General features: G+C 58.9%; 10 protein-coding genes and 1 riboswitch. Of the genes, 7 read left to right on the forward strand and 3 right to left on the reverse strand.

Features of this window, described 5'->3' with window-relative positions; genetic code table 11:
* Positions 1-296 precede the first annotated feature (296 nt).
* From FJV83_RS35780 to FJV83_RS35790, 3 genes are read right to left on the reverse strand one after another with little or no spacing between them, the layout of a single operon-like run.
* The gene (locus FJV83_RS35780) at positions 297-1,352 is read right to left on the reverse strand and encodes a hypothetical protein (RefSeq protein WP_063169411.1); all 1,056 of its coding nucleotides are present in this window, start codon (positions 1,350-1,352) and stop codon (positions 297-299) included.
* Entirely contained in the window at positions 1,349-3,415 is a 2,067-nt protein-coding gene (locus FJV83_RS35785) for a hypothetical protein (protein ID WP_063169412.1), read from the reverse strand. The genes FJV83_RS35780 and FJV83_RS35785 overlap by 4 nt, the downstream gene beginning before the upstream one ends.
* A 2-nt stretch (positions 3,416-3,417) precedes the next feature.
* Positions 3,418-4,755, reverse strand: coding sequence for a metallophosphoesterase (locus FJV83_RS35790; RefSeq protein WP_063169413.1), 1,338 nt, complete (start codon positions 4,753-4,755; stop codon positions 3,418-3,420).
* 491 nt (positions 4,756-5,246) lie between these two features.
* Here FJV83_RS35790 and FJV83_RS35795 point away from each other — a divergent pair, with 491 nt between their 5' ends.
* From FJV83_RS35795 to FJV83_RS35830, 7 genes are all read left to right on the forward strand, one after another.
* The gene (locus FJV83_RS35795) at positions 5,247-5,510 is read left to right on the forward strand and encodes a hypothetical protein (RefSeq protein WP_082826710.1); all 264 of its coding nucleotides are present in this window, start codon (positions 5,247-5,249) and stop codon (positions 5,508-5,510) included.
* A 317-nt stretch (positions 5,511-5,827) separates the two neighbouring features.
* Positions 5,828-5,944, forward strand: a riboswitch (TPP riboswitch).
* A 103-nt stretch (positions 5,945-6,047) separates the two neighbouring features.
* A complete protein-coding gene (gene thiC / locus FJV83_RS35805; RefSeq protein WP_063169414.1) occupies positions 6,048-7,883 on the forward strand; it encodes a phosphomethylpyrimidine synthase ThiC in 1,836 nt (611 codons plus the stop codon).
* A complete protein-coding gene (gene thiO / locus FJV83_RS35810) occupies positions 7,880-8,881 on the forward strand; it encodes a glycine oxidase ThiO (RefSeq protein WP_063169415.1) in 1,002 nt (333 codons plus the stop codon). Before thiC ends, thiO begins: the two co-directional genes overlap by 4 nt.
* Positions 8,850-9,047, forward strand: coding sequence for a sulfur carrier protein ThiS (gene thiS, locus FJV83_RS35815; RefSeq protein WP_024504260.1), 198 nt, complete (start codon positions 8,850-8,852; stop codon positions 9,045-9,047). The genes thiO and thiS overlap by 32 nt, the downstream gene beginning before the upstream one ends.
* A gap of 1 nt (position 9,048) precedes the next feature.
* Positions 9,049-9,822 carry a thiazole synthase gene (locus FJV83_RS35820; RefSeq protein ID WP_024504259.1) on the forward strand — a complete coding sequence of 258 codons (774 nt, stop codon included), beginning with the start codon at positions 9,049-9,051 and terminating at the stop codon, positions 9,820-9,822.
* A complete protein-coding gene (locus tag FJV83_RS35825) occupies positions 9,819-10,424 on the forward strand; it encodes a thiamine phosphate synthase (protein WP_063169416.1) in 606 nt (201 codons plus the stop codon). The genes FJV83_RS35820 and FJV83_RS35825 overlap by 4 nt, the downstream gene beginning before the upstream one ends.
* Positions 10,415-11,230: a hydroxymethylpyrimidine/phosphomethylpyrimidine kinase gene (locus FJV83_RS35830; RefSeq protein WP_063169417.1), complete on the forward strand. Its 816-nt coding sequence runs from the start codon at positions 10,415-10,417 to the stop codon at positions 11,228-11,230. Before FJV83_RS35825 ends, FJV83_RS35830 begins: the two co-directional genes overlap by 10 nt.
* The last annotated feature ends 520 nt before the right edge of the window (positions 11,231-11,750 follow it).

Below are 11,750 nucleotides of genomic sequence, written 5' to 3' on the forward strand. Positions count from 1 at the left end.
AATCCTGCAATTCCAAAGCCGCTATCCGCCTCAATCAACAGGCCAGATCAATGGCTTGCGGATAGTTCACGGCCGACTCACTATTTCTATGCTGAACAGTCTCGCCTGAGTATATGTTTTAGCTAGTCGCTAATTAGACGGAATTCTGCCAGTCTGCATTCCCCCCTGATCTGATGTAGAGCAGCTTCCAAGTGGGAATTAGCCCCCCATCGACCGGATCGGGCGACACGAACATGCGCTGAAGGCTTGGCGGAACGGCTACTGGGACCATGATGCTACTCGAATGCAAGATAGTGTCAGAACGTCCCGGGAAGGCTGCAGGCAGGGGATGTCAGGTCAATCAGCCTATAGATATGATACCGCCCATTCGCTGAGACTTCACGATGGGCATAGGAGGTGGGAATTCTTGCCTTGAGATGGACGCGGCTGTCGGAGCAGGCGAGCACGGCAGCAGCGATGGCCTGAACCTTCGGGCCGCTGACAAAAACGTTCACCACCGCACGCGAGCCGAACCCGTCGAGATACGTCTCGAAAGCATCGAGGTGGGCCATCAGCCCGAAAGCCTGGATGTCGCGAACTTCGCCATCTTCGAGCCGGTGGGTTTCACGTACCTTGGCCACCTGTTGATCGAGCAAAGCATCGATATGCGCATTCTTGTCGCTTCTTGGGACGAGGAGCGAGATCCGTTCCGGACTGACGATATCGATCAATCCGTAGAATACGTCGGCATCTCCTCCGATCCCCACGAGCAGGACTTTCTCTTCGCCCATTCCTCCGCTGCCTTGAAGATGAGGGACGGTGACGTATCGGTCCAAGCCGCTGGAAAAATCCTCTTTGCCGATCGCGTTCCCGTAGATACCTTCGGCGTACCCGAATTCGAGAGACTGAATCGACATTTTCTTGAATGCCACCGCAATCAGCCATTGGATGTAGATTCGCGGCATCGTCGAGCACTCGACGAAAACCTTCCGCAGGCTTCCTTCGTATGAGCCACATGAAGCGGCCATCTGAGTGAGCAGGTGATCGAGGAGATTGATGTTCTTCTGATACTCGATGGAAGGCTCGAGGGTGATCACAGTCACTTCGACGCCCCATCGGGTACCCATAGCGATGAGCTTTCGCCGGTTTTCTTCGACGGCTGGGACGTTCGCTTCCTTCAGAGCAAAGTCCAGAACCACGATCTTGCCGACCTTCAGGTCAAGATGGTTTTCGAACGCGGCGAAACGCGTTTCCCATCCAAGCGCGACGATCGCGATATCTGCCTCCATCGTTTCGCAGGTACCTGCATCTCTCGCCTTCTCGGTGACGGCCAGATGGCCGAAGACTCGATACTCGACAGTTGAAGCGGTCATTCGAGATCGCTCTCGAAAAGCGAGTGCTGGAATTCGGTCTTGAGTGCGGGCCGCGCGACGAGCTCCTTAAACACCGAGTCGGCCCAGTCTTCTGGGAGCCGATGCCTGGTAAAAAGCAGGTCGACCATCCGCGCCGCAGGGATTGTGTTGATTTCGTACGGGCCGCGATAGGAGAACCCGAAGTAAGGTGCAAATCGCCGATGCAATCTGATCATCATCTCCTTCGATGCGGGGTCGGCGCGGTCCACCTCAAAGTTGCCGGCGGCGGAGACCTCCCGGATAAACCCATCCCTTTCCGCCCGACGCAGGACCTCGTCCAGTTTTCCGCTGGGTTGCTCCAGTCGGTTCACCAGCGAGCGCATTTCCTTTAGATCAACCCTGAAAATGCCTCTCTCTGTCGTTCCTAGAGCATTTTCTTCGGCAAACTCTGTCTGGAGGCGAGCGGTCAGGTAACCCAACGCCCGCACCATGCGCACGCTCTCTTCTTCGTACGGATGTGAAAGCGCCTGAAGTCCATCAAGCTTCCGTTGAGAGGCGGCGTTCACAGCCTGTCTCTGCTGTTCGAGATGAATCTGTAAATCCGAGTTGATGAATTCCACCAGTTTTCGTGGATCACTGGAACTCGGAACACTGCGGCGGAAGATCTCTCCCATTATATCAAGGAAATCGCGTATACAGACGTCGCTCAATGATGTGATGATCTGGTGCCCTACGTACGGGTAGTCATGCAGACGCAGCATCTGGCACGCTTTCAGAAAAGCCCATCCCTGTTTCCGGGCGATCGACCTCTTCAGATTTGAAGCATCCGCCTTGCTCATGGGCCGGCGCTTAATTTCCGGGTTCATGAGCGCGAGCGCCAGCCCTTCGGCATAAGGGCGCGCTTTTCGATCAAGAAGGAATTGCTGCTGATCCGCCGTCCTCAAATTCACGGAGAGGAATTCACGTGCTGCATCAGCAAGTGCCACAAGCTCTTCTCTGCCCTCGGAATGACCCGATATGATAACCCGCTCGATGATGTCATTGACGGAAAGCCGCCCCAGCCGGTTTTTGAGCGAAAACGCGCTGAGCGCATCGTTGCGCTCGAGATCACTCCGCAGATGGTCAGGAAGCGCATAGTACAGCCGAAGCGACGACACGTTCTCGCACAGCGTGGCGAACTCCCTCGGATCGACTGAATCAAGATTCTCGACGTCCCGGTCAGCATTCGAGAGCGACTGGCCGGGTATGATCGTCCGGATCGTGTCGTAGAGGCCGCCGATGTAGGCGAGGACCCATTTCACGTTGCCGCGCGTCTTTCTCACCAAGGTGTTCAGGAACTGCTGTTGGAGCGGTGTCAGTGCTTCACAGTCGTCAATCAGTATCTTGAAGAAGGGCGCCCTGTCACCGGCGAAAGATGGGCCATTTAAAAGTGGAGTGATCGCGGTCGCGACCTTGTTAATGATCGCGCCAGGGTCTGTTGCTCTGAAGCCGGTCGCTCCGGCATCGGCGGCAAAGAAGAACGCGTTGAAGCATTCGTCGACGTACCGGGTTATCCCACCCCGCAGCTCATCGATGCTGAAGAAGTCGAGACGGGCAGGTTGGGGTATGAAGTGCAGCACTTCGCGATGCAGTGCCAGGGCGACGTCCCTATCTTCGGAGGCCCGGTATTTCAAGTGGCCGTCGCGTCTGAGCTGGCCGATGCTCTCGAGCAGGCGTTCGACTATCTTCAGCTCCAGATAGTGAGAGAAGATTACGAATTGCCGCGGGATCACGGCGGCCGTGTCGAAGCGTATCCGCTCCGGAATGAGGTTCAGAACGGCGTTGTCGATTAGGGGCGAGAATGTCTCATTGAGCTGGAAGAAGACGCCATACCAAGCGAGCTTGCCGACTTGGTCCGAGAGACTTTTGTCTTCAAGAATATGGACTGTGGAAAGCGAGCGAAGAATGCTGGTCTTGCCGCTGCCTCTCGTCCCTGCGACGAAGACCGGCTTGGCGGCGGCAGAAATCAACGCCGACTTCTGACTGAACCACAGTATCGGGCGGCTTTCGTACTCGATCCTGTTGGGGCCGAACGGATTCTCCATCGCTATTCGTCCCTTACCTTAATGCGCCAAGCCGAGTTTGCCTTGGTGAGGCCGTCTATCTCGATGAAGCGCGCCGCTTGGAGCATCAGAAGAGAGTCTTCCAGATCTAGCCCGAGCTCGGCGGAGGCAGCAATCTCAGTGATCTCGTCCCAGAAGAGTAACCCATTCCCGCGCCTGGTGGCATGGTCGCGCAGTCGGCGCAGCAGGTCAAACGTGTCGTTGTTCAGAAAGGCCTTGCCGTTGGACATGGTCGAAATAAAGCAATGTTCGCCTTCCATGACCGTCCCGTCGGCGACATTGGTGCGGTAGGGTATAAGTCGGATGCCGACGAGCTCTCCCTGATCGGTCGTGAAGAAGACGAGCTCATTGAAACCTGACTGTATCTCTGGTGCTGAGATGCAGATCAATTTGCCGTCCGGAAACCTTGGATCGTTGACGATCTCGACCGGATCAGCATGTATGTGTCCATGCAGGTAGACGATAGGCTTGTTGCCCTGCAGCAGCTGAGTTCTGACAAATCCGCTGTTGAGCATCTCCGCGTATGGCGTAATGCGCGGAGTCTTTTGTGGCAGCAGATTGTGATGGCCGATTATGATGCCGTAACGCATGTCGGGCTGCTGGAGCAATTCCTGTAGGCCTGCAAGCATCTCACGCGAGATGTATGGCGTGTCCATCTGACCGTAATACTCGTCGTCGGACGCCTCCTTGTCTGGATCGCTGGGAGGTGTCGCGGGCGAATGTCCCGAGATGTCCGGCGAGCCGAGATCTAGAGGCTCTGTAGAAGGACTGAGTGCCTCGAGACGATCACGAAGGAACGCGGGAAGGTTTTGAAGCTCCCAACTGCCTATCGCTGTGTTGACGAGGATGAAGTTTGCGCCTGCGGATCCTGTCGGAAGTCTGAAGTGCACGGGTTGGTCCACGGGAACGGTCTGCCAACCCAAGCGGGCGGCTAAACTCGCCATTTCGCTGAATTTCTCAGTCGGTCCAAGTTCGCGCGCGTCATCACGGTTCACATCGTGATTTCCCGGTACGAATATCAACGGAAGCGCCTTTGAACTGCGTCCCTGTGCGCGGCAGAGCAACGTGAAATGCTGGAATGCCGAAGCAATGAAGGTCTTGTCGCCACGGCTCGTGAAATCCCCCATGAAGGCGATCGAATCCAAGGGCTTCGAAGTCGTCAGCCGCCGAAGTTTCGTCAAGACGGCACGCAGCGAAGACGCGCGTAGCTTCTGCGTTATTTTCGGAGCGAACTTGCTATCCTTGGCATCGATGTTGCTAGAGGAAGGATGCCAGTCCGGATAGTGAATATCGCCTACTTGAAGGATTCGCACCCGCCGCATAACTCGCCCCCCTGCCGAGAGCCATAGACTAATCCGTTCGCTTTTGCCAAGCGCGAACGATCATCCGCAGTGTCCTTAACGAGGTAGCCTGCACTTTTCGAGAATTGCCACGGCGGCTATTTTTCGGCTGTGAAGCACACGAGACCCGTGACGTGAGACCCAGTTGCTCAATGCCCAGTTGCTCAATGAGCTTTCTTACGAATAAGGGAGAATTTCCGCGGCCGGACTATCTCTGAGCGAGCGTGCATGACTGCCAACGGAAGGTCTTGCACGCACCCTTGCGATCTTGAGCAATGGTCGCCATGACTTTCTTCTTGCAGGCTTTTGAGTGGCCCAGCCTGCGATCACCAGACCCCACCGATTCTAAAGAGCGTGGCAGATGGGATAGTCGAGGTTGCCCGTGCACAGTCACGCTCAGGGCTTGCGCCGCCCAGAGGACACGCTGAAAAGGCAGATTGGGGCGCAAGCACGCCATTCACGAGAGGTTCGACATGAAGACCATGCAAGAAAAAGACATTCCGGCATTCGTACAAGCAGTTGTGGACGCCGGCTGCAAAATTTGCGCGATTGGCAACTTGGGATACGTCTTTGGCGATGCTGATTTCACGCCAGCGCAACGGAGGGCCGTCGAGCCACAGCTGCGTAGGATTGCTGAAATCTACGGCGAACGCGATCATCTCATGAACGAGATAGCTGTATATCTGCGGTCGATCGGACGCCATGTCGAGGTTGAGCCGAAGACAGGTATTTCCTGATGGCCGTGATCGCGAGAAGCCGTCTTCCAACCTCTGAATCCTAAAGGAGGTGACCCCCAAGGCCGTTCGTCACCTTCGACCAGAATAACCACATCCGTGACCGCCTGAGCTACTTGGTCGATACGCGCACATGGCCAATACAGTTTCTCCATCCTTCACGAAGCGAATGAGGCTTTGGCCATTCAGCCCCGGTCTACGGGGCGTGACTTGTCCCCGATGCATGCGCGAGCTCTCCGCCCGGCTGGCCGCCGGTCGTCGCCACCGGCCGAAGGCGCCCGAATGCGCTTGACAAGATAGCGTCAGCCCGTTCAACCTAAGGCATTCACCAGGGGAGTCCCGGCAAGGGGCTGAGATACTGCTGGCTTTCGCGGCGCAGTGACCCGTTGAACCTGATCCAGTTCATACTGGCGTAGGGACGGTGCAAGCGCTTTGCGGGAGTTTACGCCCGAGGTCCTGTTGCAGCAGGTCTACAGAAGCGTCTTTTCATCCTTCCGGCACAGAACTGGGTCTCCAATGCATGAGCAAAGGAGCCTCACGATGAATGCCCTCACCCCCGCCGTATCGACGGGACCACTGCCCGCCTCGCGGAAAATCCACAAGCCCGGCGTCCTCTACCCGCAGATCAGGGTGCCGATGCGCGAGATTTCCGTCCATCCGACGGCCGGCGAACCGCCCGTCACCGTCTACGATCCGTCCGGCCCCTACACCGATCCATCAGTCGAAACCAGCATCGAAAAAGGCCTTGCCCGGCTTCGCCACGAATGGGTCACGGCGCGTGGCGATGTCGAAGCCTATGACGGCCGCCACGTCCGGCCGGAAGACAATGGATTCGCCACCGGCGAGCGCCTGACACCGGAATTTCCGATACGCAATCGGCCGCTCAAGGCCAAGCAGGGCAAGGCGGTGACCCAACTTGCCTATGCGCGCGCCGGCATCATCACGCCAGAAATGGAGTTCGTAGCCATCCGCGAGAATCTCGGCCGCGAGGTGATGCGCGGCAAGCTGCAACGCGACGGCGAAGCCTTCGGCGCGGCGATCCCAGATTTCGTCACACCCGAATTCGTGCGCGACGAGGTGGCGCGCGGGCGCGCAATCATTCCCGCCAACATCAATCATCCCGAGAGCGAGCCGATGATCATCGGTCGCAATTTTCTGGTCAAGATCAACGCCAACATCGGTAACTCGGCTGTCACATCGTCGATGGCCGAAGAGGTCGAAAAAATGGTCTGGGCTATCCGCTGGGGCGCGGACACGGTGATGGACCTGTCGACCGGCCGCAACATCCACAACATCCGCGACTGGATCGTGCGCAATGCGCCGGTGCCGATCGGTACGGTGCCGCTCTATCAGGCGCTGGAAAAGGTCAACGGCATCGCCGAGGATCTGAACTGGGAGGTCTACCGCGACACGCTGATCGAGCAGGCCGAGCAAGGCGTCGACTATTTCACCATCCACGCCGGCGTGCGGCTGCACTACATCCCGCTGACCGTCGACCGGGTCACGGGCATCGTCTCGCGCGGCGGCTCGATCATGGCCAAATGGTGCCTGCACCATCACCGGGAGAGCTTCCTCTACGAGCATTTCGAGGAGATCTGCGACATCGCCAGAGCCTATGACGTCTCCTTCTCGCTCGGCGACGGCCTTCGTCCCGGTTCAATCGCCGATGCGAACGACGCGGCGCAATTCGCCGAACTGGAAACACTTGGAGAACTCACCAAGATTGCCTGGGCAAAGGACTGCCAGGTGATGATCGAAGGCCCGGGCCATGTCCCCATGCACAAGATCAAGCAGAACATGGACAAGCAGCTCGCAGTGTGCGGTGAGGCGCCGTTCTACACGTTGGGGCCGCTGACGACCGACATCGCGCCGGGCTATGACCACATCACCTCAGGGATAGGTGCCGCCATGATAGGCTGGTTCGGCACCGCAATGCTTTGCTACGTCACGCCGAAAGAGCATCTCGGCCTTCCCGACCGCAACGACGTCAAGATTGGCGTGATCACCTACAAGATAGCCGCCCATGCAGCCGATCTGGCGAAGGGCCATCCGGCAGCGAAAACCAGGGATGATGCCCTTTCGCGCGCGCGCTTCGAGTTCCGCTGGGAGGACCAGTTCAACCTGTCGCTCGACCCCGAAACCGCACGGTCCTTCCACGACCAGACCTTGCCCAAGGAGGCGCACAAGCTGGCACATTTTTGTTCGATGTGCGGGCCGAAATTCTGCTCCATGCGCATTTCCCACGACATCCGTGCCGAGGCCCAGAAGGAAGGCATGGCGGCAATGGCGGCAAAATACCGGGAGGGCGGCGATCTCTACATGCAGGCGGACGAGACTGGCGTACCGGTCGTGCCAGAGGCTCCCAAACCATCATGAGGGTGCTCGTCAAAGGGGCCGGCGTTGCCGGCCTCACCGTCGCTTTCGAACTCGCCGCCCGCGGCGCGACGGTCACCGTCGCCGAGATGCGGCATGGCCTTGGTGGCAACGCGTCGTGGTTCGCCGGCGGCATGCTGGCGCCATGGTGCGAGCGCGAAAGCGCGGAGCAGCCGGTGCTGGATCTCGGACGCGATGCTGCCGACTGGTGGGATGCGGTGCTGTCGGGTCAGGTGACACGGGCCGGGACATTGGTCGTGGCCGCGCCGCGTGATGCCGGTGAGCTTGACCGGTTCGCCAGTCGCACGTCAGGGCATCGGCGCGTCGATGAAAACGAAATTGCGCTCCTGGAACCCGACCTCGCCGGCCGCTTCCGGCGTGGATTGCTCTTCCCCGACGAGGCTCACCTCGACCCACGCCCGGCGATGGCGGCACTTCATGACAAGCTTGCGACCATGGGTGTCAAATTCCACTTCGGCTGCGACGCCCGGCCTGTTTCGGGATTCGCCCGTCAGATAGACTGCATGGGAATGGCAGCGGCCGATGACAGGCTGCGCGGTGTTCGCGGCGAAATGCTGATCCTTCGCACGCCTGATGTCTCGCTGTCGCGGCCGGTCCGTTTGCTTCATCCACGCTTTCCGCTTTATGCCGTGCCGCGCACCGATCACCGTTTCATGATCGGAGCGACGATGATTGAAAGCCAGAGCGCCGGACCGGTGACGGCGCGTTCCATGATGGAGCTGCTGGGCGCCGCCCATGCCCTCCATCCGGCCTTTGGTGAGGCCGAGATCGTTGAAACCGGTGTGGGTGTCCGTCCGGCATTTCCCGACAATTTGCCACGCGTCGAAACAGACGGTGAGATCATCGCGATCAACGGTCTTTATCGTCACGGTTTTCTCCTCGCCCCCGCCATGGCGCGCCAGGCTGCCGACCTGGTTTTCAGTCAAGACAGAACCAAGGAGCATGCTCATGAAACTGATGGTCAACGGCGAGGCGCGTGAGATTGCCGCCACCACGCTGGCCGAGTTGCTTGCCGCGCTCGACTATGAGGGCGATTGGCTCGCCACCGCCGTCAACAGCGACCTCGTGCACAAAGCCAACCGCGCGGAGTTCCAGTTGAGCGACGGCGACCGGATCGAAATCCTCTCGCCCATGCAGGGCGGCTAGCATGTTGGAGCTTTATGGAACCGAGCTTTCGTCGCGCCTGCTTCTCGGCACGGCTCAGTATCCTTCGCCGGCCATCCTTGCCGATGCAGTCAAGGCATCGGGCACGTCGGTGGTGACCGTCTCGTTGCGGCGTGAGATGGCGGGCGGTAGGGCCGGCGAACAATTCTGGTCGTTGATCCGCTCGCTGGGCGCCAGAACCCTGCCCAATACCGCCGGCTGCCTCTCCGTCAAGGAAGCCGTCACCACCGCGAAAATGGCGCGCGAGGTCTTCGGCACCAACTGGATCAAGCTCGAAGTGATCGGCAATCACGACACGCTACAGCCGGATGTGTTCGGTCTGGTTGAAGCCGCCCGCATCCTGTGCGAGGACGGCTTTGCGGTATTCCCCTATACCACCGACGATCTCGTTGTCGCCGAGCGGCTGCTGGAAGCGGGCTGCAAGGTCCTGATGCCGTGGTGCGCACCGATCGGTTCCGCCTTGGGACCGGTCAACATGACGGCGCTGCGCTCGATGCGCGGATATTTCCCTGGCGTCCCGCTGATTGTGGATGCGGGGCTCGGACGGCCGTCGCACGCGGCCACCGTCATGGAACTCGGCTTTGACGCCGTGCTCCTGAACACAGCGGTCGCCAAGGCGGCAGATCCGGTCGGCATGGCGCGTGCTTTCGGTAAGGCGGTCGACGCCGGTCGTGAGGCGTTCAGTTCGGGAATGCTCGAACCGCGCGACGTCGCCGTGCCATCGACACCGATGGTCGGCAGGGCCGTTTTTTCATGAAGCTCGATCCCTTCTACCTGATCGTCGACAGCGCCGCCTGGATCGAAAGGTTGGCGCCGCTCGGCGTCAAGCTGATTCAGCTTCGCATCAAAACCATGGATGAAACCGGGCTGCGCGCGGAGATCCGCAAGTCGAAGGCCTGGTGTGTCCAACACAAAAGCCAGCTCATCATCAATGATTATTGGCGCCTGGCAATCGAGGAAGGCTGCGATTTCGTGCATCTGGGCCAGGAGGATTTGCAAACGGCCGACCTCTCGAGGATACGGGCAGCGGGCGTCAGGCTCGGATTGAGCACGCATGATCATGTCGAGCTGGAAACGGCCATGTTTGCCGAGCCCGACTATGTCGCGCTCGGTCCGATCTATCCCACCACTTTGAAGAAAATGAAGTGGGCACCGCAAGGGCTAGAGCGGATCAGCGAGTGGAAGCGGCGGGTGGCGCCGATCCCATTGGTCGCCATCGGCGGCCTCAACCCCGACCGCCTCGACGGCGTCTTTGAGGCCGGCGCCAACAGCGCCGCAGTGGTCACGGACATCACGTTGAGCTTCGACCCCGAAGCGCGCACGCGAGAATGGATCGAAAAGACGGACCGATGGCGATGAGACGAGAACCGCATGTGCTTGTCGTTGGCGGATCAGATTCCAGCGGGGGTGCTGGAATAGCACGCGACATCGAGACGATCTCTGCCGTTGGCGTGCGCACCTGTCTCGCCGTCACAGCGCTAACGGTGCAAACGCACGACGCCGTGATCGAAATCCATCATTCGCCACCCAGCATGGTGGCCAATCAGATGTGTGCCGCGCTACAGGCCAACGACGTAGCCACAATCAAGATCGGCATGCTGGCGACTGCCAAGATCATTGTTGCCGTTGCCGCAGTGCTGCGCAAATTTCCGCAAGTGCCGGCAGTACTCGACCCTGTGCTGGCCTCCACCTCAGGCCGCGCACTTCTGGAAGCAGGCGCTATCGCTGCCATGAAGCGCGATTTGATGCCGCTTTGCTGCATTGTCACGCCCAACCTTCCTGAACTGGCGCTCCTTACTGGTTCCGAACCGGCTTCGGATGAGGACGGTGCGCTCCAACAAGGACAAAGACTGCAGGCCGTCGGCCCTCAGGCCCTGCTGATCAAGGGTGGGCACGCGTCGGGTCCCCGATCGGCCGATATTCTGTTACGCTCCGATCATGAACCCATCCACTTCGACACGCCGCGCCTTGCTATATCGATGCGCGGAACAGGTTGCATGCTGGCCAGCGCGATTGCGGCGCATCTGGCGAAGGCGAAGTCGCTCGAAGATAGCGTGCGCGAAGGCAAGCTGTTTGTGTTCGAGAAGCTTCAGAAATGCCGGCTGAATAATCACAACGTTCTGCGTCCAGCCAAGCAGACCCATTTTCCAGAATTTTTCCAGTAGCGAGACTGGAGGGCTACTGCTTCTCTATGCCATCCTTACAACGCGTTGAGTTCCACTGTGCCGTCCAGAATTATCTGTCGTTGTCCAGAATTAAGCCGGGCTTAGAACTGAAACGAACCCGCCGAAAGGTACGAGCGGCCCTCACTCGATAAGGGTTACCAAACCTATTCCTGTGGGCTACCAATCCGCGTGGTGGGTGGCCTTAGGTTACCAATCAGTGTGGCGTCCGGAATTATCTGCCTCTCTCCGGAATTAAGCCGAGATTAGAAGATCGGTGCGGTATTGCGCCCGGTCAAACCGTGTCGATTTGCGGCGTAGCCGACGTGTCTCACGCTTGGCGGCGTCGCACGCTGGTCCCGATTGTCGCCCGAATATCTGCCTACCGGCGACAGTGAATGCGCCAAGCTAGACCTTCGTCGATAGGGCGGCTCCGGTTTACCAATCCTGTCGTCCTAGGTTGACCAATCCGTTGTCGACCGTGAGCGGGTTTACCAATAAGGGCGGCTATATTCTGCGCAAA

Source organism: Mesorhizobium sp. WSM4307 (assembly GCF_007003945.1).
GTDB lineage: Bacteria > Pseudomonadota > Alphaproteobacteria > Rhizobiales > Rhizobiaceae > Mesorhizobium.

Excerpts from the sequence above, each read along its gene's own strand:
- thiO (WP_063169415.1), top strand. The coding sequence starts at position 7,880 with ATGAGGGTGCTCGTCAAAGGGGCCGGCGTTGCCGGCCTCACCGTCGCT.
- thiS (WP_024504260.1), top strand. The coding sequence starts at position 8,850 with ATGAAACTGATGGTCAACGGCGAGGCGCGTGAGATTGCCGCCACCACG.
- FJV83_RS35790 (WP_063169413.1), bottom strand. The coding sequence starts at position 4,755 with ATGCGGCGGGTGCGAATCCTTCAAGTAGGCGATATTCACTATCCGGAC.
- FJV83_RS35825 (WP_063169416.1), top strand. The coding sequence starts at position 9,819 with ATGAAGCTCGATCCCTTCTACCTGATCGTCGACAGCGCCGCCTGGATC.
- FJV83_RS35785 (WP_063169412.1), bottom strand. The coding sequence starts at position 3,415 with ATGGAGAATCCGTTCGGCCCCAACAGGATCGAGTACGAAAGCCGCCCG.
- FJV83_RS35830 (WP_063169417.1), top strand. The coding sequence starts at position 10,415 with ATGGCGATGAGACGAGAACCGCATGTGCTTGTCGTTGGCGGATCAGAT.
- FJV83_RS35795 (WP_082826710.1), top strand. The coding sequence starts at position 5,247 with ATGAAGACCATGCAAGAAAAAGACATTCCGGCATTCGTACAAGCAGTT.
- thiC (WP_063169414.1), top strand. The coding sequence starts at position 6,048 with ATGAATGCCCTCACCCCCGCCGTATCGACGGGACCACTGCCCGCCTCG.
- FJV83_RS35780 (WP_063169411.1), bottom strand. The coding sequence starts at position 1,352 with ATGACCGCTTCAACTGTCGAGTATCGAGTCTTCGGCCATCTGGCCGTC.
- FJV83_RS35820 (WP_024504259.1), top strand. The coding sequence starts at position 9,049 with ATGTTGGAGCTTTATGGAACCGAGCTTTCGTCGCGCCTGCTTCTCGGC.